Origin of the sequence: Agrobacterium sp. CFBP 3001 (genome assembly GCF_027871605.1) — a bacterium.
GTDB lineage: Bacteria > Pseudomonadota > Alphaproteobacteria > Rhizobiales > Rhizobiaceae > Agrobacterium > Agrobacterium leguminum.
Genome location: NZ_JAQAHD010000023.1, coordinates 40,454 through 62,378 on the forward strand (window position 1 = coordinate 40,454; position 21,925 = coordinate 62,378).

22 protein-coding genes are annotated in these 21,925 nt (G+C 49.0%); 17 read left to right on the forward strand and 5 right to left on the reverse strand.

The features are described 5' to 3' along the window. Window positions 1-3: 3 nt before the first annotated feature. Window positions 4-726 (reverse strand): response regulator transcription factor, encoded by a 723-nt coding sequence (locus PH605_RS21730; RefSeq protein ID WP_003522116.1) that lies wholly within the window; start codon window positions 724-726, stop codon window positions 4-6. Window position 727: 1 nt separating this feature from the next. After that, on the reverse strand, window positions 728-1,924 hold the full coding sequence (locus PH605_RS21735) for a GAF domain-containing sensor histidine kinase (protein WP_142846042.1): 1,197 nt from the start codon (window positions 1,922-1,924) through the stop codon (window positions 728-730). 92 nt (window positions 1,925-2,016) lie between these two features. Here PH605_RS21735 and PH605_RS21740 point away from each other — a divergent pair, with 92 nt between their 5' ends. Further along, window positions 2,017-3,753, forward strand: coding sequence for a recombinase family protein (locus PH605_RS21740; protein WP_142846019.1), 1,737 nt, complete (start codon window positions 2,017-2,019; stop codon window positions 3,751-3,753). Window positions 3,754-3,765: 12 nt separating this feature from the next. Here PH605_RS21740 and PH605_RS21745 read toward each other — a convergent pair whose 3' ends face one another. Beyond that, complete coding sequence (locus PH605_RS21745; protein WP_142846018.1) at window positions 3,766-3,984, reverse strand: hypothetical protein; 219 nt, start codon at window positions 3,982-3,984, stop codon at window positions 3,766-3,768. 31 nt (window positions 3,985-4,015) lie between these two features. Beyond that, entirely contained in the window at window positions 4,016-4,381 is a 366-nt protein-coding gene (locus PH605_RS21750; protein ID WP_271040161.1) for an endodeoxyribonuclease, read from the reverse strand. A gap of 900 nt (window positions 4,382-5,281) precedes the next feature. Here PH605_RS21750 and PH605_RS21755 point away from each other — a divergent pair. Beyond that, window positions 5,282-7,615, forward strand: a complete 2,334-nt coding sequence (locus PH605_RS21755; RefSeq protein ID WP_142846016.1) for a DEAD/DEAH box helicase — start codon at window positions 5,282-5,284, stop codon at window positions 7,613-7,615. A 257-nt stretch (window positions 7,616-7,872) separates the two neighbouring features. On the opposite strand, the gene PH605_RS21760 is transcribed toward PH605_RS21755, so the two are convergent. Continuing rightward, entirely contained in the window at window positions 7,873-8,268 is a 396-nt protein-coding gene (locus tag PH605_RS21760; RefSeq protein ID WP_142846015.1) for a hypothetical protein, read from the reverse strand. Between the two features lie 130 nt (window positions 8,269-8,398). Between PH605_RS21760 and PH605_RS21765 the strand changes: the two genes are divergently transcribed. From PH605_RS21765 to PH605_RS21835, 15 genes are all read left to right on the forward strand, one after another. After that, entirely contained in the window at window positions 8,399-8,611 is a 213-nt protein-coding gene (locus tag PH605_RS21765) for a hypothetical protein (RefSeq protein ID WP_142846014.1), read from the forward strand. Continuing rightward, window positions 8,611-9,063 (forward strand): hypothetical protein, encoded by a 453-nt coding sequence (locus PH605_RS21770; protein ID WP_142846013.1) that lies wholly within the window; start codon window positions 8,611-8,613, stop codon window positions 9,061-9,063. The genes PH605_RS21765 and PH605_RS21770 overlap by 1 nt, the downstream gene beginning before the upstream one ends. After that, on the forward strand, window positions 9,032-9,523 hold the full coding sequence (locus tag PH605_RS21775) for a hypothetical protein (RefSeq protein ID WP_142846012.1): 492 nt from the start codon (window positions 9,032-9,034) through the stop codon (window positions 9,521-9,523). Before PH605_RS21770 ends, PH605_RS21775 begins: the two co-directional genes overlap by 32 nt. Then, window positions 9,483-10,940, forward strand: a complete 1,458-nt coding sequence (locus tag PH605_RS21780; protein WP_142846011.1) for a hypothetical protein — start codon at window positions 9,483-9,485, stop codon at window positions 10,938-10,940. The genes PH605_RS21775 and PH605_RS21780 overlap by 41 nt, the downstream gene beginning before the upstream one ends. A gap of 46 nt (window positions 10,941-10,986) precedes the next feature. Beyond that, window positions 10,987-13,296, forward strand: coding sequence for a portal protein (locus PH605_RS21785; protein WP_142846010.1), 2,310 nt, complete (start codon window positions 10,987-10,989; stop codon window positions 13,294-13,296). Between the two features lie 3 nt (window positions 13,297-13,299). Continuing rightward, the gene (locus tag PH605_RS21790; protein ID WP_142846009.1) at window positions 13,300-13,560 is read left to right on the forward strand and encodes a hypothetical protein; all 261 of its coding nucleotides are present in this window, start codon (window positions 13,300-13,302) and stop codon (window positions 13,558-13,560) included. 58 nt (window positions 13,561-13,618) lie between these two features. Next, a complete protein-coding gene (locus PH605_RS21795) occupies window positions 13,619-14,602 on the forward strand; it encodes a hypothetical protein (RefSeq protein WP_142846008.1) in 984 nt (327 codons plus the stop codon). Between the two features lie 41 nt (window positions 14,603-14,643). Then, complete coding sequence (locus PH605_RS21800; RefSeq protein WP_142846007.1) at window positions 14,644-15,579, forward strand: SU10 major capsid protein; 936 nt, start codon at window positions 14,644-14,646, stop codon at window positions 15,577-15,579. Between the two features lie 94 nt (window positions 15,580-15,673). Beyond that, a complete protein-coding gene (locus tag PH605_RS21805) occupies window positions 15,674-16,015 on the forward strand; it encodes a hypothetical protein (protein ID WP_142846006.1) in 342 nt (113 codons plus the stop codon). Then, the gene (locus PH605_RS21810; protein WP_142846005.1) at window positions 16,015-16,593 is read left to right on the forward strand and encodes a phage adaptor protein; all 579 of its coding nucleotides are present in this window, start codon (window positions 16,015-16,017) and stop codon (window positions 16,591-16,593) included. Before PH605_RS21805 ends, PH605_RS21810 begins: the two co-directional genes overlap by 1 nt. Then, the gene (locus tag PH605_RS21815; RefSeq protein WP_142846004.1) at window positions 16,587-18,095 is read left to right on the forward strand and encodes a hypothetical protein; all 1,509 of its coding nucleotides are present in this window, start codon (window positions 16,587-16,589) and stop codon (window positions 18,093-18,095) included. The genes PH605_RS21810 and PH605_RS21815 overlap by 7 nt, the downstream gene beginning before the upstream one ends. Before the next feature lies 1 nt (window position 18,096). Beyond that, a complete protein-coding gene (locus PH605_RS21820) occupies window positions 18,097-18,390 on the forward strand; it encodes a hypothetical protein (protein WP_142846003.1) in 294 nt (97 codons plus the stop codon). Next, entirely contained in the window at window positions 18,390-18,851 is a 462-nt protein-coding gene (locus PH605_RS21825; protein WP_142846002.1) for a hypothetical protein, read from the forward strand. The genes PH605_RS21820 and PH605_RS21825 overlap by 1 nt, the downstream gene beginning before the upstream one ends. Beyond that, on the forward strand, window positions 18,808-20,355 hold the full coding sequence (locus tag PH605_RS21830; RefSeq protein ID WP_142846001.1) for a tail fiber domain-containing protein: 1,548 nt from the start codon (window positions 18,808-18,810) through the stop codon (window positions 20,353-20,355). The genes PH605_RS21825 and PH605_RS21830 overlap by 44 nt, the downstream gene beginning before the upstream one ends. Next, the gene (locus tag PH605_RS21835; protein WP_142846000.1) at window positions 20,355-21,923 is read left to right on the forward strand and encodes a hypothetical protein; all 1,569 of its coding nucleotides are present in this window, start codon (window positions 20,355-20,357) and stop codon (window positions 21,921-21,923) included. The genes PH605_RS21830 and PH605_RS21835 overlap by 1 nt, the downstream gene beginning before the upstream one ends. Window positions 21,924-21,925: the final 2 nt, after the last annotated feature.

Below are 21,925 nucleotides of genomic sequence, written 5' to 3' on the forward strand. Positions count from 1 at the left end.
GGATCAGCGGCTGCCCGCCCATTCCGCCAACTCCCGCTCGGCCCTTTCCAGCGCGCTGTAATTCAACAGCTTGCGCAGGAAAGCGACGGTAACGGCGCGGGTTCTGAGATTATACCGGCCTTCCGCCTCGTCATCGCCGGCTGCCTGATGCACGTTCAGTTTCTCATAGAGGCTTTGCAGCCGGTTCTGCACGCTGCGCAGCGACAGGTTGCGGCGGCGCGCAATCGCCTTGTCGGTGAGGCCGAGAGCGACATCGACAAGGATTTCATATTCGGAATCGGTAAAGCCATGCGCCTTGCCGAGGCTCTTTTCCTGCAGGCCGCGCACTTCCCGGTCGATCACACATTGCGCCTCGATGAAGATGCTGCGCAGCGCCAGCCGCAGGCGGTCATCGGAGGCGGATTTCAGCACGTAGCCATAGGCGGCCCCTTCCGGCACGATGCGGGAAACACCTCGCACATAGGCCTCGTCGGAATAGTTGGACCAGAACAGGATGCGGGTATCCGGCCTTTCCTTCCAGATGGTGCGTGCCGCCTCGATGCCGTTGCGCTCGTTCATCTGCAAATCCATGACGATATGGGCGGCGCGATTTTCCCGCGCGAGCTTTTCGCCGGTTCTGCCGTTTGCCGCTTCCAGCACCTTGTCACATTCCGGCAGCGCGGCACGCACCGCCTCGTTCAGATAGGCGCGGTGCAGCGCGTCGTCCTCAACGATCAGCACGTCCATGTCACAACTCCTCCCGCCGGTCGAAAGCGCCTGCCGGCAAGGTGACGGTGATGCGGGTTCCCGCTCCCGTGCCATTGCCGCCAATATCGAATTTCGCCGAAATCAGCCGCGCCCGCGTCTTCATATTGCCGATGCCGAGGCCGCCGGAGGCCCCGCCTTCGCCGCCGCCGCTGCCATCGTCGCTGACCGTCACCCGCAAGCCGCCGTCGATTGCGGTCAGTTTCACGGCAATCGCTTCGGGCTGGGCATGGCGAATGGCATTGTTCACCGCCTCCTGCACGATGCGGAACAGCGATATGGCCACCGTCTTGTCCAGCCTTTCCACCAGCCCGTCCGTCTCATCCGTCACCGACCAGTCGATTGCCGACCCGCTGTCGCGCACGGAACGGTCCACATAGGTCTCGATCGCCTCAACGACACCGAACAATTGCAGGATCGAAGGTTTCGCCTCCTCAATGATCTCGCGCAAATCCTGCATGCAATGCTGCAGGCTGCGCACCACCGGCTCCAGCATCTCGCCCGACAGGTCGGGGGTATGGCTCATACGCTCGATGCGGCGCGCAAGCCGCGTCAGATCCGCCAGCGTCTGGTCGTGCAGATCCATGCCGATGCGCTGCCGCTCGGCCTCCAGCGCCTCGGTCAATTGCAGCGCGCCTAAACGCAGGCCCTCCTCGCGGGCATTGGCGCGCGCCTCCTCGATGGCGGAGCGTTTCGCCTGCTCGGCGGCGCGGATGGCGTAGAAATAAGGCGCCAGCAAATCCGCGACGGCGCGGGCATTCGCCACGTCCTCCATAGTGTAGGCATCCGACTGGTGGGAGGAGCAACTCAGCGCGCCGATGATGTCGCCATGCACCTTCATCGGCACATGCAGGCGGCTATGCAGGTTAAGTTCGATGATCGGGCTCGAAAACGACCCTTCGAAATGAAAGCGCGGATCGGAACAGGCGTCGCCGCTTAAAAGATATTCGACCTCGCCTGACAGCAGTGTCCGGATCGGACTACCGGTCAGAAGGGCGGGCGGCTGCCGGCTCCAGGCGCTGACCAGACCGCTCTCATAGGCAATGTGATATTTGTCATCCAGCTGCTTGATGCAGACATCCATATGGTCATGCGGGATGATGTGGCTGATCTCGGTGGCGACCGCCTGGATGATGGCATTAAATTCCAGCTGCCCGGCAAGCAGCCGCGAAATGCCCATATAATGATGAAAAAGAGCGCTTTTCGGCGTATTCAATTGTTAGTAACCCTCCTCCGGTTACTGATTGGATGCATATCAGCTAGGGCGCGGTAATGGCAAAGGCTTATTCGTACGTTCGTATTTCGAGCAAAGTGCAGGCGAAAGGCGATGGTGTTCGCCGTCAGTTAGACGTGTCACGTGCCTACGCCGAGAAAACGGGGCTGGTCCTAGACGAAGAACTGACCGACATCGGGCTATCTGCGTACCACGGGAAGCATAAAGCCATCGGAGCACTTGGCGGATTTCTGGATTTAGTGGCGGCTGGTAAAATCGAGCCCGGCTCTATCTTGATCGTGGAAAGCCTAGACCGTTTGTCTCGCGAGAACCCTGTTACCGCCCAATCGCAATTGCTTGACATCTTATCTGCTGACATTGACGTGGTCACGCTGAATGATAATCAACGCTACAGCAAGGGTAACGATGCTACCCAACTGATCATATCTTTGACCGTTATTTCTCGGGCACACGAGGAAAGTAAAACCAAATCGTTACGTCTGAAGGCTGCCGCAGCAAAACGTAAAACGGATATACTTGCCGGTCAAAAGCGATACGTCACCAATCCACCGATGTGGCTAACAAACGTTCAGACCAATGGACAGTGGGACTGCGTGGTCAACAAGTTTGGCTCATTTGTGCGGGAGATGTTCGAACTATATGATTCCGGGCTAGGAGGTCATTCGATTGCTCGGCTTTTCAACGAGCGCGGCGTTCCGACCTTCAAATCCAGCACGAGTGATGTTGCTACAAAAGGCGTCTGGTATTCACCAACGATAATGAACCTCCTGAAGCACGAAGCAGCCATCGGGAGCTACCGTGCTGGCGATCAGGTGGCCGAAAACTACTTTCCAGCCGTGGTAGACAGGGATTTGTTCTATCGGGTTCAGGATCGACTGAAATCGCAAAACAATGTTCGTCGTGGCCGCAAAGGCGAGAGCTATACCAACCTTCTGCAAAACCTCGCTGTTTGTCACCACTGTGGTCACGCAATCCGCCTGAACCGAGGCGGTGTCAAAAACAAGGTTCTCTATCTATCCTGCCAAACCCGTTTCATCGGCTCGAAATGCAGCAGTGACGGTCGCAAATTTCTGCCTTATCAAGCCTTTGAAGACGCTATTTTGCGACTAGTGATGGACTACTACATCGATCAGTCAAAAGGAGGAAACAAGTCGAAGGACGCCATACTTACCGACCTCACCACATACCGTCAAAATCGTGGTGAAATGGCAAAGCGCATAGCAAATATACGTGCAAGCGTCGAAACCGCTGAAGATAACGATGATAGAATTTCGTTTATGACTCGCCTTAACGACCTACGAAAAGATACGGCGTCCGTTGATGCAAAAATCGAAGGGCTGGAACGCCAGCTACGTGATTTTGATGAGACTGATAAGGCTGAGAAAAGCATTCACGACGAGATCAGAAGTGAAGTATCAAAATGGGCTTCGATGTCAAAGGATGAGCTATTTATTTCGCGCTCGAAAATTGCCCACAATCTGCGGCGGGTTATTACTACCGTTCAAGTCGATGTTCCTAAAAAGCAAGTTATCGTCGCTGTAGGCGGTCTTATCCGCTGGTGGATCATTGGTGCGGACGGAACCGTGCGAACTACGGGCGATTGGTCTACCCTACCCTTCGATATCCTCGTAGCACGTTCGAAGGAGTTCTTTGGCGACAGGATAGACGTGAACGCTATGCGGGCTGTCTACGACCGGATCGATGTCCCAAGGGCAGATCCTGCCTTGTGGGACAACGAACGGGCAGCTCGTGGATTAGCAAGAAGCCCCCGTTAGGAGGCTTTGAAATTATAAAACTGGCTTGAAATTCGGGTCTTTTGGAAAACATTTCATTGTTTCGATTGCTCCCCCGCCGACACGTGCGTGGCAGGTGTAATGCGGTGAAGGGGATTCAATTTCGATCCAACGTGCCGCAGAAAAATTGAAATTCTTTTCGCCATTCTGGAAATAATATGTACATCCGCTGATGGTCGCGAAGATAACGAAAATAGCTAAGAACGGTTTCATCTAAAAACTCCTATGGTTGATCCATAGGTATTTACGCCTGCACCCAATCAATGCCGTTCTTATCGCACCATTGCGCGTATGTCGTTTTGCTCGATTTCGTTATTCGTTTTGTCGAATCATAGAAAATCATAACGATACGCCATCCGGGATATTGCTCTTTAATCGCTTTGATTTTCTTTCGATCTGTCGCTCTCCAGAAACCTTTCGTTTCGTAGATCGTGCGTGTCGTATGATCGATCCAGTCGGGGAGATAATTGCTCGTGATCGTATATGGCAACGTGTGCGATTCGTATGTTGCCGTCGCTGGAATATGATGTGATTTCGATATTCTTTCTTCGAATTTATTGCGCATTTTAAATACCCGTTTTGGGGTATTTATCCACGTGGCGACACACAAGGCCGTGTGTGCGTATTTAACCCATCTGGAAGCACCAATCGTTTTTGTCGAGAAATCGATTGTGTGGGCTTGTGTGTTAATTTCTATTTTGTTTTGACATTGTTATTGGATTTAGAATCTTACTGATATGACAGCCCCATCGTGCAGAGCACGACGTGGCGCTTATCTGGCAGACATATGCGATTTACCCCGCGCCGGGATCACCGGCTTGGCCATCGCTTATGTTGATTGGTATGGATATTTTCGGAATTCCAACCTGTCACGATCAGGTCTTATAAGATGGTGTACGTGACAAATACATTCTTCCTTTGAGATGTATATGCACCTGGATTCTAAGGGGGCATTTCACTCAATAAAGAAAGACAAATACCTATGTCACTTCTGACTCTTATTAAGACCTAAAAGTGATAGGCCAGAACCCCGAGAAATAAGGGTTTTCGCCATTTCTTTAAAAGATATTTTTGAAAAACCAGAATCCCAAAAATCATCAAAACGTTAGGGGTCTGGCCCGCCGATAGCCCGAGCGGTAGGTGGCCAGAAACCCCAAAAACGAAAAGAATTAAAAAGAAAAAAGCAGGTCTGGACGTAGGAGCCCGTCTCCGTATCGGCCTGTACCTGCTTGCAACGGGATGCGTAGCATTCCTTGCCAATCAATCATCATATCGAACTAAATTGCATTAAATGAACCGCATCCGGTATATTCGATAAATACATCGTAGGTCTCCATTCCCTACATAATGCGTCCACCCCTACGCATCATAGGCCATCAGCACTTCGACAACGCTGATGGCCTTTTTCTTTTCAAATAAAAAAACGAATTAAATTGCATTAAATGAACCGCATCCGGTATCTTCGATAAATAATTTTATGAAACCTATGTCGAAGTAGGAAATTTATAGAATGGATAATCATATGAATAAACAAAAGACAATTTACACTGTTTCTGCACCTGTTGGTTCTGGCAAGACAAAATCAATGACGAATTATGTTGCGAATATCGTGCAGAAAACGAACAAGCGCGTTGTCATCGCGATGCCGACAATCAAATTGATCGAGCAAGAACGACAAGACCTAATTAACTCCAACCCACACGTCATTCACTCCGGTTCATTATATGGATTTAAAAGCACTACGTCGGCTTTCAAGGATGCACTGTTAGATGTTAGCAAGCGCATCATTATCACGACGCACGCTACATTGTTCGCCGGTATCAACTTCGCAAAAAATGGCGATTTCGAACTCATTATTGATGAAATTTTCGAAGTCGAGAAATTCTATTCAATCTCGTTATCGCATCATAAATCGATCCTGACCGACAATTTGCTAATGCCGCAGTTTGCCGATGGTGAATATAGCCGCGTCATCCCCAATCCCGAAAAGCAGTCCGTCTGGTCTAAAATGATCGACCACCAAGGTGACGAAGTTAGCAAATTGTTTTCGGATTTGTTCGCGGACGCCAAGAACCCTGCGAAGGAAGTGGTTATCAAAACAGCTGATGCAGAGGCATTCAATAGACGTGACAAAAAACTGAAAACCTTCACAGCTACTACCTTCCTGCTCCCCGAAGTTTTCAAGCATTGGTCACACGTAACGATTATGGGCGCATCCATCCCCACCTCGATGCTGCACCATATATGGCAAATGCACGGTATCGATTTTCAGCCTCATCCCTTCATCAAGCCAAAGAAGACCGCACATACGGCGCAGGACGGTGAAAGAGTTGAAATCGCATTTTTGTTCGATGATGTCTGGTCGATTGGTAAATTTCAAAATTATGCGACGGGAACTGAAACGTTGTTTACCGAGATCGGAAAGGTATTGGACGGGCATTTTGGTTCGAAGTACCTTTTATCTGTCAATTCCGATATCGATACCCCCCCATATCGCCGCAAATTCGGACACGGGCAGATAATCGAAACAATCAGCCACGGCTTGAACGAATTCCGTGAAGAAACAAATGCCGCATTCCTGACGGCCTTGAACTATTCTGACTATCAAATCGCGAATCTTGATGGGATTTACGGCTTCGATCAGGCAAAAATCCATATGTGCCGCGCTGTCGAGGTTGCCTACCAGTTCTTTGGGCGCACAAATATCCGTATGGCGGATTCGGATAAGCAATGTCGATTTGTCGTGGCTGATAAGCGAACCGCTGAGGCCGTGGCAGGGATTTTCCAAACAACAAACATCGTCAAGATCGACCACGACATCGTTCTTCGTCCCGCAAAGGTGATGAAGGAAAGAGTTGATGATAAAGACAGGCAGGCAAAATCTCGCGAAATTACGAAGATAGAAAAGGAATTATCAAAGCAGATTAAACGCACACAGCGTCTTCATTTTGGACACGGCCAACACGTTAAAGACGTGTCCCCCATTGCGATGGACGATAGTGCAAAAGGCTTTTTCCGGTGGTTGGATAGCAAGCGTAGTTTCGTACCGGCAGCAAAGTCGCAGACGCCATACATTACTCCATCCGTTACCCGCGATGACGCAAGCCGTCGGAATCCAAATCTTCTGGTAATCGACATCGATGGTACGACGATTTCACCGGATTATGCGTTAGATTTAATCCCCTATACGGCAGGCATCTACAATACATATTCGTGCGACGTGGGCGCTACCGGCGTTTATCGGTATCGCATCTACATTCCTATGACGCACGAGGTGCCGATCTTTTTCGCCAAGTGGATTATCAAGCATATTACGGCGCGGTTGGTGGAGATCGACTCTTCCATCTATGTCGATAAGTTGTCAGCCAAGGATATCTTTTACATTCCGTGCAAGCCCGTATCTGGTAAGAAGGAAGATTACTTCCGCCACGTTGATACCAGCAAGCCGGTCCTCGATCCTACCACCCTAACCCGTAAATGGGCAAAAGACGAACATAAGGCACAACAAGCGCAGCCAATTACGGCTCCTACTCTACCCGCTACCACAGCGCAGACCGGCATCAAGCCTTGGCAGCAAGCCATCCGCCATCATCAGCACGAGGCAGTGATACAGGCTGGTATAGCGAAGTACGGCAATTGCGCCAAAGGGAACGGCAATCGGAATTTTAATGCTTTTGCACAGTTTCTCGTGAGCCAATCCGACATCAACGTCACGGAACTATCACCGTACTTATCCGCTACACATCAGTATTTCGGTAGCGATATAGCCGACCGACGACGCCAAGCAATTGCATTGCCAAATGACGACCATATCCTTCAAATCATTGCAAAAAGGGGAATGTAAATGATGTCGATCTACGGAGTTGACTGCGCCAACGACCAGAGCGATGTGATTGTTCGTAACGGAGGATTTTGAATGATTGAAAAAACATACCCTTGGATCGCAATGTACCTGCTATTGGCAATCTTCTATAAGTTGGAACCTGAACCATTAGCAACCGTTTGGCCGGTCCTCGTCGCAGTCGGCAGTATGATGGCAATTTCATTTTTACGCATAATTCGCGGCAGATAAAAAAGGGGGCTTCAAGCCCCCTTTTTGTTTTACTTCTTCTTGGCTTCACGCAGTTTCCGTGACCGTTCTTCCGAACGCTTAATGATTTGCGCCCTGATATCATCATCGGACTGAATCAACTTCTCTGCAGCGTCCAACAGCTCCACGACCTCCGCTTTGGTAGCGGCTTCAAAATGCGTCTTCCCCTCGATAGAAATAGGTGACGAACCAATACGGACTACGTAACCATCACCACGCCTACTATACCAGTCAGCACGATTTATTTCCGTATTGCGCGTCAATTTGTTCGCGGTTTCGCGTTGTGCTTTCAACTTCTCCAAAAATTTAGATACCGGATCAGCAGGCGTTCCTGCACGTCCAACTGTTTTCGTTGTTGCCTTTGATGCGAACAGGTCAAAGAGTTTCTTCTTATCTACATTAGCCATTTCATCTTCCTTTCAGGTGATATGAAATTCAATGTCACCACATAAATCATAAATAAGTTTACAGTCAATTCGATTTTGCAAGATGAAAATAATTAGATACGAAATACCGCAATACCTCGTCACAAATGATATGCGTGACTACATCGCATCACGTCCTTCATTAACACGCGATGAAGCGATTAGCGAATGGATGACGACCAAATATCGGACTTGGATAGAGGGGACAATCAATCCAGTTGCCGAATTCATCGCCAATATCGAGCCGCCCTATTTCGATGTGACATTCACTAATGAAACCGATGGAAAAACGTTCCTCGCGATAATGGGAGGACGTGAATATTGATGTCAAACCGTGAACGAAAACCACGCGATCCAGATAGCAAATCGCCATATTATGAACCGGTTGCACAGGATCATCGCCGTAGTCCCGAGAACCTTGAGAGGTTAAAAGCGCAGGGTTTTCAGCCGGGGCATCCGCACCACGGAGGCAGAAAGCCAGTTCCTGCAATCCTCAAACAGCGCCTCGGTGATATGGCAGATGATGCCGCCGACGTCCTTTTTGATTTGATGAAAAATTCCGAAAAAGACGCAGTACGCCTAGCCGCCGTACAGTTAATCATCAGCCCCTTTGTTTCAAAAGCCGCACGAAAAATCGAAGTTTCACACGAGCACTCGGTGTCTGACTTACTTCGTTCAGTGAATGATCGACTGGCAGGCCACAAGTCAGCGATGATTGATGTCACCCCTGTCGAGGAAGAAGACAATGATGATGACACCGATGACAAATGGCATTAACGCCAAAAACAACAAGCATAAGAAAATGAATGACATTGTCCTCTCCTACTTTTCGTATATTGCCTCCACCCATTTTGCTTCTGGTGCAGCGGGCGCTGCAGTTCGATATGCGACCAGCAAAGATAAAAACCTGAAAGAAAACATCGCTGGCGGTATCGCGGGTGCATTAACTGCCAGTTATCTCACTCCATTAATTACCGCCTTTATGTCGATTGATGAATCGAGCAGATCGGCAAGCGGTATAGCATTCGTTCTCGGTCTGATCGGTCTTTATGTGACCGAAGCAATAGTCCGCATCATCGGTAACTATTCCAAACATCCGGTAATACCGACCGCCATCTCTCTTGAAGGGATTGCGACCGCAATCAACGTGTCTGCGGAATTATCTACTACTAATAATAATAACAATAAGCAAGATAATGACGACAACAACAGAACTGACGGACAGTCAGAGAAATAAGAAAAAAGCAGCCGAATTAGAACAGTTAATTACACTTTTTCGCAATGACATTGGTTTGTTCGCGAAACAGATCTTCGGGACTGATCTAAGAGAAAAACAGCTCGAATTCGCAAATGCCGTTCGCGATAATAAAGCAATTACGATGCGCGGCGGGGTGGGTTACGGCAAGACGCATATAACTGCTATTCTCGTTTGGTGGTGTCTGATATGCCACAACCGCGTTAAGGTTTCGATTTTCGGACCGTCCGAACCTAATATCAAGGCAGGTATCTGGAACGAACTCCAAATACTTTATCACCGTATGAACCCTGTTTTTAAACAGGCTTTTACAATCACCGCTAAATCTGCATATCGCAACTCTGCCGAAGCAGATTGTTTCGCAGAATACCGCCTCGCTTCGAAGGAGAATGTGTCGGCAGCACGTGGTATTCACGCGGACAACAACTTTGTTTTTGTCGATGAAGCGGATGGTCTTGACGACATAATTTACACAGACGCGCTGATGAACGTTCTCATCAACCCGAATGAAAATGCCAAACTTGTATTGATTAGCAACCCTTCACGAGCCTCGGGATTTTTCTGGCAAACACATAATGATCCGAATGTCTCGTGGGAATGGACAAAAGTCCACGGCAACATCCACGATATGCCCGGCGTCACGCCAGCGCATTTGGCAACCTACGAAAAGCGGTATGGCGGGAAAGATTCCCGCCAATATCGCATTATGGTGTTGGGCGAGTTTCCTGAAGATTCAGCCGAAGGTCTTATTTCTCGAAACCTTGTCGATATCGCCATCAATCAAACCGATATCATCCCGGCAGCAACCGAGCCGTTCATATGGGGGGTGGACCCGGCTGGGGATGGTCAGGACCGCTCCGTTTTATGCATCCGCCAAGGCCGGATGGTACACAAATTCGAAGAATACAATAATCTCGATAGCGTCCAGCTCGCTTACAAAGTCAGAGATGTCTATCAATCCACGCAAGTCAATCAGCGACCAGCCGTTATCGCCGTTGACAGCATCGGCGTGGGCTATGGCGTCTACTCGGCTCTTAAAGAGTTCGGCTTGCCGGTCAAAGATATCAAGGTTTCGAACAAGCCGACCCGACAGCCAGAACGATACCGCAATATACGCGATCAAATCTGGTGGGAATGCAAAGAATGGTTTGCCTCGGAAGACGTGCAAATCCCGAACCACGAGACGTTAATCGCGGAATTGACTTCGATTCAATACAATACCGACAGCGGAAAAATTTGCATCGAAAGTAAGAAAGACCTGAAGAAACGAATGAAAGGCAAATCACCTGACTTTGCAGACGCTCTATGTCTTACTTTTGCGGTTTCTGCGACCAGATATGCGTCTAAATACGGATTTAGCAAGCCACTTACTTATAGCAATCTCGCAGCATACGAATGACGCCATCGCATAAATACTGATATTAATATCGGTATAAGCGACCACAATGGCGAATAAAAATAATAACAAGGTATCGCGTGACGATATCGCGTCCATAATCGGCAAAAAACTACAAACCGCTACATCTTTTGCATCAAGCCAATTGCAATCTCAATACGAGCGCAATCTAAAACAGTATCTTCGTCAGCCAATGCCGGGTGATGACAAGATACGTGGTCGCAGTAAATTTGTATCGAGCGACGTGCAGGAGCGAGTCGGCTGGGCGGTCGCGCAGATTTTGCGAGTGCTGGATGGGCAGAAATCCGTTGTTTATTTCGAGCCCAAAACCGCAACACCTTATGACCAGCAAATCGCCAAGCAGCAGAATGTCGTCATCAATCATATCCTCCGCGAGCGAAACAGCCACGTTTCCCTGCTAACGCCGTGGGTTCAAAACGCGTGTCTGTACGGCCTTGGTGTTATGTATGTGGACTTTTCCGCTAGACGAAAAGAGTCCCTTCCCAAGTTGATGAAAGCCGTCACCGACGAACAATTGGTGCAGATGGTGGCAGACGAAAAGGCGGGCAAGATCGCTATTGTAGAAGCGGGTGAAGAATACCGAAACGAATTTGACCAGCAGTTAATAGCGGGGTTAGCCGCACAAATGGGAATACCCGTCGATCCATCGCAGATCGACCTGGAGTCGCTTCCTGATGCGATCAAAGACCAGTTTATGCCGACCGTCCGCGATATCAAAATCCGCACTATTTCGCACAATCCAGAATTCAAATTCAAAGCGCTGCCTGTCGAAGATTTTATCGTTTCCAGCGATGCTGATATCGACGTGCAGACCGGCGGCATCATTGCTGATCTACAGGGCCATCGGACGCACTTGACGAAAGACCAGTTACTTGAGCGTGGTTATGACGCCGATCTGATCGAAAAACTACCATACGCAGGCAGCAAGACCGATGGCGTAGCGGTAACGCGAGAGAACATTACGACCGGCCAGAACAACCAGCCGACAGGTTCAGAAGTCGAAGTTTACGAAATTTTTTCCGAGATGAAGATCGATGACGATACAACAAGACCGTATCGCATCACCATAGCAGGTAGTACCTCAGCGCCCGTGGTACTCGGCTGGACAGAGGTAACTTGCACTTTTCCATATTCGGCGTTCGTGCCGTTCCCGCTGGCAAACACCCTATACGGCCAAGGCATCGCGGATCGCGTCGGTAACGAGCAAGACCTGATTTCCAAAATCCAGCGGGCGATCCTTGATAACCTGCATATGCACGTCGATCCGATCAAGGTCATCAATCCAGAGGTAACATCGGTTGACGACATTTTGGCGATCCACCCCGGCAAGGTTATCAGATCCGAAGATCCGACCGGAGGCATCAGTTATAACCAGCCGCAATTTGCCGGTATGTCTGCAATGCCTGTGATCGAGCAGATGCAGAACAATATGGATTACGTCACGGGCGTTGGCGGGCAGATGGTTAGCGTCGATCCAGCCGACCTGCAACGTGTCGCCGCAGGTGCCAATGCGCAGCGTGCAAATGCACAGCAAATCCTAATCGAGCAGGTCTGTCGCCATATGGCCGATACCGGTTATCGTTATCTCGTGCGTATTATTATCGATCTATGTGTGCAACATCCTGATCTAGCCGAGCAATATATCCAGCGTCTTTCCGATCAGTATGTGCCGTTCACCATCGATGACTGGTCCTCAGAAATGGACGTAACGACCACTATATCGTTTGGGAGTATGGATAGAGATTATCGAATGTCGATCCTGCAATCCACGCTCCAGAGCCAGATGCAGGCGATGCAGTCAGGTATCGCAGGCCCGCAGCAAATCTATAAGACCCTCGTAGAAATCGCAGAGACCGCAGGTTTACAAGGCGCTGAAGCCTATTATATCGATCCGGCCACATTGCCACCTGCGCCGCCTCCCCCACCTCCAATCGATCCGAACAAGAGTCTTGCAGACGCCGAAATCTTGAAGGCGCAACTCAAGGCACAGGCTGACGAAAAAGAGCGTGAATTCGAGGCTTATAAACTTCGAGTGGAAGATGATTTCCGCCGCGATGAACTGGCTCAGAAACTTGTCATCGAACAAGCCGAAATCGCAGCGAAGTACGGTGCGCAGATCGATATTGCCCGCCTTGAAATGGAACAGGCTCGTGATCGTAAGGACATCGAGTGGGCGATTGAACGCCAGCGTCTCGAAAACGAACGCCAGACACAGATCAACGAACAGAAACAGATGGATATGGCACAGCGTGACCAGATGCTCGCGGAACTACAGATGCAGCAAACGCAGTCTCCAGTCGCTCCGAATATGCCTCCACAATCACCGATGGGAATGTAAAAAATGAAATCATTGAAACGCGAAGAAGTTACTGAACGCGCGCAGCAGGCAAAACGTCTGCTTGATAATGATGATTTCAGTGCGATTATCGACAATATCAAGTCTGATATTTTCGACCAGTTCTGCGGTACGAATGTTCTCGATGCAGAGCGCCGTGAAGAAATCCATAAGGTTTCATACGCAGTCGATTTGCTCCGCAAAAAAATCGAAGCATATATTGCAGCCGAGAAACTTGCTTCAATCGCAGAGAATCAACCGCAATAATCCGACTTTTTGATTCCGATAAATAAAAATAATAATAACATATATGGGATCAAACCTTATGACAGAAATTTCCAATACCCCTGACACAGGGACTGGAATGAGCATCGAAGATGCTGCTCAACATATTGCAACTATGTGGGACTCCGTTGACGACAACGAAACAACCGACACTGTAATTGATGACGACACCACCACGTCCGAAACGACCGATGAAATTGTGAACGATCACCCGGAAACGGAATTTGAGACAACGGATGAAATCGAAAAAGACATCAACGAAGATACATTTTCCGAAATTACCGATGATCGAGAAATCACCTTAGATGATGGCTCCAAAATCAATTACGGTGAACTAAAGAAAGGTTATCTTCGTCAAGCGGATTACACCAAGAAAACGCAAGAACTCGCTGCCGAACGTGAAAAACTTGGCACGATGGAACAGGCGAAAGTGGAAATCCGAAATCAGAGTTTGGCAGAAATTGGGAAAATCAAGCACCAGCTTGCCACCCACTGGAAATATAACTTTGACATTAACTGGCAGCAACTCGCCGCTGATGATCCATACGAATACGCCGTAAAAAAAGAACAGGCGGCTGCGTTCGAAAGTCAGGTGCAGCAGTTGGCTCAACTTGAAACTGCTTTTAAGCAGGAAAACGAGCGTGTTGAACGCGAAGCCTTTGTAGCAAATCAGCAGCGTGCGCGAGAAGAAATCGTCGCGAAATTCCCTGAGTTTGGCAACAAGGAGACCGCGACACCGATCTTGAAGGGTATGACAAAATACCTTTCAGATAATGGTTTCAGTAAAGAGGAAATCGAAGGTATCGCGGATAGTCGCGTACTGTCGATCCTCTATAGCGCGTACAAAGCACAGACCACTGCACAGGCAGTACCCGCCGCTAAAGCCGCTATCGCTGACAAGCCCAAGATCAGTGCACCAGTTAATCGACCACACGGCAACAGCAAAACCGAAGCAACCCGCAAGACGTTTACCGATACAGGAACGGTAGAAGACGCGGCGGCTATGATTATGCAGATGCTTTAATATCAACAACATCAATTATAATAATAACGGAGAAGCCACTAATGGCCGTATTAAAGTCTACAGAAGTTAAAAATGGTCGCGAAGATTTAGGCGACGTAATTTCTAACATTTCGCCAACCAAGACTCCCTTTTTCACCGAAATCAAAAAGGATAAAGCAACCAACACATATCACGAGTTTCTAAATGATAAGCTCGAACCAGCCAATAAAGACAACGCTCAGCCAGAAGCAGGCGCTGCTCCAGAAGCAAATCAGTCCGGTCCCAATCGCCTCGGCAACTATACTCAGATTTTCTCGGAAGTCGCGGAAGTATCCGGCACGTTGGAAGACGGCGTAAACTCGGCTGGTTACAAGTCGGCTATGGCATATCAGATCGCCAAGAAAACCGAAAAGTTGAAAATCGACATCGAGTCCGCGCTTGTCTCGGCTAACGCCAGCGTTGGCGGTAATACCCGTAAACTCGGTGGTCTCGAAGCGTGGCTATCGACTAACGCTGATCACGGCGTCGGCGGTTCCACACCCGGATTTAACGCTGGCCTTGTTGGCGCAGTGACCGCAGGTACAACCCGCCCTCTCACAGAAGATATGTTCAACGAGTTGGCGCAGTCTATCTGGGAAGAAGGTGGTGACCCGTCCAAGGTGATCGTCTCCGGTAGCCTTAAGCGCGCATTCAGCAAGTTTAGCGGAAACGCAACCAAATACCAGGAGCAGGACAAGTCGAAGACAGTTTATGCGGGTGTCGAGATTTACGTCTCGGATTTTGGTACGCACCACATCATCCCGCATCACTTTATGAGCAAGACGACTGTTATTGCATTCGATCCTGCTTACTGGTCGGTATCAACCGCACGCCCGACAAAGAAGACCGAGTTAGGTAGAGTTGGCGACTCGGTTAAGTGCCAGATTCTAACCGAGTTGACGCTATCGGCTAAAAATGAAGCATCGTCCGGCAAGATCGCGGACGTTACAGCCGTATAATAATAACAACAATAATTTATCAAATTAGGCGGGATAACACCCGCCTCTTTTCGTGGATAAATACCTGATAAAAACAACATTATCAGGTACATTGATGGAAACACATAACTTCGCCCTTGATGATCTTGTAGGTCGAGATCGTATCATTTGGGAATGGACACCAGACTATCGCATTGACCTTGTAAGACGCAGCGACGGTATCCACATCGAAACATACTATCTGTCACTCGATGCAGTATTTGCAGAAAACGCCGAAGCCGCCGCAGATTTCAGCGAAACCAGCAAACTTTCTGATTTAGAACGCGCTGCCAATATCCCAATCGGTTTGTACCACGAGTGGAAAAAAGAAGGGATAATTGATGATCCCGACCGGCTCAAACGCCGTCTTAATGACGGTGATTATGCAAAAGTCCGAACCAATAACTTGGTGCTCTGATGATCGGCACCTATCAGCAACTTGTCACCGCAGTACAAGATTATTCGCTTCGTTCAGATGCTCCGATTGATTTGTTTATCCGATTGGCAGAATCCGATATCGCGCCATTTCTCATCCACTATCGTGCGGAAACCGAAACCACCATCAACATCAATGCCAGTAATACGGTTACGTTGCCTGCCAATCACATCAAGACAAGAGCAATATCTGTTGATGGTGTGACCCCCACCCCTGTTGGTATTTTCGATAACAAGATCTACCCCGATCAGATCACATATTACCAATCCGGCAATCAATTAAATTTTCGATCTATCGATAAGTTGAATAAAGCCACCATCGCCTATTACGCGCGTATTCCGGCTCTTTCTTCCATTGATAATACGAACTGGCTGCTGACGTTTTATCCTTCTGTTTATCTCTACGGTGTCCTCTCCCGCCTATACAAATGGGCGAAAGATGCCGAAGCCGAGCAGGATGCAAAAGCGTCGATGATGGAAGCGATTAATGCGCTTCTTGAAGATCATAAGCAAGGCACTACCGTTACCAATCCGATCCAGAGAGAGGTGACGCATTGGTAATAGACATCCCTCTCCCACATTGGCGACCGGACGCAGCCGACCTTGCAAATCCCGGCCTTAAAGTCGCAAAGAACGTCTCACCTGCCATAGGGAATGCTCAAGGCACTGTTACCTATATGCCGCTGAAATCTGCATCACTGTATGCGTCTTCGTCACTTGATACTCCTGCTCGCGGTATGATGCTCGGCGCGGATAGTTTGGGCAATGCGAGAGTTTACGCAGGCACCACAAGCAATCTATATCTCTTCGATCCAGCGACAAATAACTGGCAGATTAAATCACGAACAGGTGGCTATACGACCACCGAGCAAGAACGATGGAATTCTATCCAATATTCCGCGTCAATCATAACCACGAATTATTCAGACAACATCCAGTACATTAATATGGATGAAAACGATAATTTCACTGATTTGACAACCCTTGTACGAGGCCGTCATATCGTATCTCATCGCGGTTTTGTTGTCGTTGCCAACACGTTCGATGCGTTCGATGGAGCGCAGCCATCTCGTATAAGATGGTCGGCCTTAAACAATCCTCTCGACTGGTCTTTTTCTCAAGCAACACAAGCCGATTATCAGGATTTAAGAAACGTCGGTGCGGTTACCGGCCTTATCGCTGACGAGGACATTTGGGTACTTTGTGAAAACGCCATAGTGCGTCAGCATTACATCGGAACGCCTTGGATTTTTGAATTCTCTACCGTTGTCGAAGGCAGAGGCTGTTCCGTTGCATCATCTGTGATCACTGTTGACGGCATCACGTACTTTTATTCGGGTGACGGATTTTACAGTTTCAGCAAAGGCAACATCGCCGCCATCGGTGCAGGCAAGATCGACCGCTATTTTGCAGATGATGCAGATACTAATGCTTGGCACTTGATGACAGTTGTTGCTGACCCAACCGAGCCGCTGATTATTTGGACATATGCATCAAAATCCGCAATTAATTCCCAACCGGATAAATCTCTAATTTATAACTACGTCACGGAAGAATGGTCATATTCTGATGCACGTTCGACGTATCTATTTCAATCACAATCACAGCCAATGACACTCGATGGCCTCGATATTTACGGCTCCATCGATAACGTTCCCGCATCGTTTGATAGCAACATATGGACGGGTGGTAATGCCGTCGTTTGGGGGTTGGACGTAAGTGGCAAGGTTTATACACTCACCGGACCTCAGATGCCCGCAGTAATAGAGACCGCCGAAATCCAGATAAGCCAATCACTTGATAATGCCAAGACCGACCGTGCGACTGTAACGGCTGTTAGGCCGGTCTATCAATCAGATGGCACTGCCCAAATTACGATTGGCAGTAAACAACTCCCCAACGAGGGATTGAACTGGAGTAACCCCTCCTCCACGACCAACGCAACAGGTTATGCCTATGTTCGGTCTCAAGCGCGTTATCATTCTATACGTATGACGATTAGCGGCAATTGGGACAAAATATCCGCTATTCAAATCGACGCCGTTCCAGCGGGAGGTCGTTGATATGACCACAATCCATCCCATTAGCAATATCGATGATAAATCAAATCTACGAACTGCGATCAACGCAGCTATCCGTCAAGTTTCCGACATAACCGGTACAATTACTGTAGCTGAATCTGGCACCATCGTTTTGCAAAATCCGAAGATATATCCGGGGTCCGTAATCGTATTGTCCCCGCGTGATACCGCAGCATCTACTGCACGGTATTACATATCAACGTTGAACGATGGTCAGGCACAAATCGTCATAACTGGCACTGGTATTTTCGATTACGTCATTTCAGGTGTTCGGTGATGATCCGCAGAGTTGATACAGCCGAAGATGCAATCGAAACCTACGGTCGATTCCGCGAAAAGATCTTACGTGTCATCGATATCGCGAATGACGGAACAACCGAAAACGAAATCCTGAAACTATTGGATAATCGCGAAGCGGTGATGTGGGTCAATAATGGCTCCATCGCCGTAGTTCAGATCGTCATCAATCTCGAAGATGATACGCACTGGTGCCTTATTCGCATCGCGTCAGGTGACCTATCCGACATTCTTTCAGGACAATCCATAGTCGAAGATTGGGCGAAGACCCACGGCGCTATCGGGATGTGCCTACTTGGCCGCAAGGGCTGGACCCGCGTGCTGGAGCCGCTCGGTTTCTCTATAAATACTACAAAACAACAAGAAAGCAGGGTCTACCTGCTCACGAGATTTTTCGATGGCATCATCCCCGAAAACGACCACACAGACGACCCAGACTGAGCCTTGGAGCGGCGCAAAACCGTACCTCGAAAGCGTTTATTCGCAGTATAATACCGCATTACAAAACGGTCAGCCGCAGGTCTGGCAGGGGCCCACAGTCGCTGGTCAATCTGCCGAAACGCAAAAAGCACAACAGATGGCCGCGAACGCCGCAAACAACGCGACGAACAATGCAATGTTGGGGAACGCAGCTACTGCGACAAACAACCTAATCCAGACCGGTGGCGCGAACCAGCAGGCCAATCAGACCTATAGCAATTTAATGGGTGGCTTGAACCTTGGCACTGATCCATCGGCTGGCGGCTTGGCCGCGTTGATTGGGCAGGTTCAGAACGGTCAGAACCCGACCAACAACATCTATTCGAATATCGCTAATTCGAACAATCCCGGCGTAGGCGCTGCGCAGTCCGCGCTTGGCGCAGCACAGGGTGCTAACCCAACGAATACAAACCTTGCTGCGACGGCCTCCGGCGCGAACATCGGAAACAACCCGTACCTCCAGCAAAACATCGCGAACAGTCAGCAATCCATCGCGGATATTCTCAAAAACAGCACCTTGCCTACGCTTAGTGGTCAGGCCGCTGCCCTTGGACGTTCTGGTTCAGGAGCATTTGCAAGCCAGATCAACAACGCGACCGGAACGGCTGCGCAGCAGATGTCCAAGGTTGCAACCGATATGTATGCCAACCAGTACAACAACGATGTCAATTCGATGTTGCAGGCTAATAATCTGCTATCGAACAATCACAATCAAGGTGTGAATAATCAGATATCGGCAGCAAATAACCTCGGTAATGCATATGCGCAGAATGCAAATACCCAAATGGCGGGTGCACAAGGTCTCGGCAGTAATTATCAGCAGTCGATCAGCAACCTTTCGTCGCTACTCGGCCAGCAATCCAACGCATATAATCAGGGTGTATCGAACAACCTGAACAACGCAAACCTTGCGCTTAATGCCGCTAATGCAGGTACCGCTGCAAATCAGAATGCGGCTAATACGCAACTCAACGCAGCGAATAACGCGGGCAACATTTATCAGAATTCACTTCTACCGGCTGAAATCATCGGTCAAATTGGTGCGCAGAAGGATGCGTATAATCAGCAAGTATTGAACGGTCAGATCGCACAGTGGGATGCACAACAGCAAGGCCCGCTTATTCAGTTATCGAATTTCGCGAATATCCTGAATGGCGGCGGATACAATAATCAATCATCGCAAACGACGCAGCCGGGTAATAGCGCGCTATCGAATATCCTTGGTCTCGCCACAGCAGGCCTCGGCCTATTCTGCGATAAGCGACTAAAAGAGAACATCATCCGCATCGGTAAAAGTATCAACGGTTGGGATATGTACTCGTACAATTACGTCGGCGATGACGAGATTTATGTCGGCCCAATGGCGCAGGAAGTTGAAGATATCCGTCCTGATCTTGTCAGCGAATACGCCGGTTATAAGGTCGTCCATCCAGATACATTTACAGATTTAGAGAGTATACATTAATGGCATCAGTTTGGGATTTTTTAACGGGAAACCGACCTAATTACATTCAGGAAATCGAACGTAAGAAACGTGAGGAGGAAGAAGCAATTCGCGCAGAAATGGAGCGCGAACGCTTGCAAGATCAATATGCACGAGAAGACGCTGCACGAGATCGCACGGCTTTTAGAGACGCGATCACGATAGGTCGCAATAACGCAGTTGCTGGAGCCGCCTCGCCTGCACCTATTCGCACAGAACAGCCATCCGCATATGTCGCTGACCGCAAAACACGTCTTACACCCGACCCTATTCTGCTCGTAGAGGACGAACAGGTCGATCCTGCCCCTTCGCCAATGGCCTACGTTCTGACAGGCGAAACCTATAGCGATCCAGCAACATCGGCACCTGCTGGAGTAGCAAAACCAGAAACAAAATCGAATGCGTTTTGGGATTTCCTCGGGCTGCAGGACGCAGAAGACCGCAAACGATGGTCGAACGGTATGTTGCAAGCCGGTGGCGCGATCCTCGGCGCAGGTACGCCAGATTGGGCGGAAGCCCTTGGTAAAGGTATCGGTGCTTATGGTAAGGCTGGTGAGAATTACGACAAGGCCGCACAGGACCGCGCTGTTTTTGACCAAAAGCGTCGTGCGAATGAAATTGCACTGGCCGAAGGCGAGAAGTCGAAGTCAGTACAGGCGCAGATTGCTCGTATCTATCAAGATGCAGGTCCAAATGGATTATCGTCCGCACAAAGGCAACAAGTCGCCGGTCTTTACGCCGAAATCGGTGAATTTAAAGCAGCACAAGAACTTCTCGGTACGAACGTTAAGCCAGTTAATTATCAAAAGGGCGAAACATATTACTCGCCGGAAGGCGCGCTATATACGCAGGTATTCGATCCAGCAACTGGTCGTACCGCAATGCTCGATACGTCTGGTAATGTAGTAACTGATCAGTCCGTCATTAATACGCTTCGTATTGATGACAAGAAGCGAGCCGGTGGCGCAGGTGGGATGCCCGAGTTGACAAAGGGCGAGGAGAAGCGCGACGAGGAATTCGGCAAAAATTACGAGACTACAGCCGCTGATTATAACCGCAATCAGGTGCAAATCGCTCAGCTTGATGAAACAATCCGAATCCTCGAAACGACACCGAGTGCTTCTGGAAACATTGTTCTCGAAAATGCGCCCGCCTTCTTGAAACCGTATTTAAATCCTGACGGTACAATCGCTCGCGAGAAGACATATGAAGTGGTTCAGGGAACGCTACGACAAGTCCTCGGAGCACAGTTCACCGAAAAAGAAGGTGAAATGATTATGGCCCGCGCATTCAATCCAAATCTACCGGTTGAAGAGAACGTCAAGCGCGTTAAAGCACTTGCAGAAATGCTCAAATCGAACAGCCAACAGAACATCAATAAACTGAATTACTTTGACCAAAACGGGACTCTAAAGGGTTTCCGAGGAAACTATCTATCGGCTGACGATATTTCGAATAACGTATTTGGTGACAACGGCAATCGCACTCAATCCAATATGCCATTATCCAGACAGCGCCAACTTCCTGCTCATCTAAGGCCGAGGGGGTAATT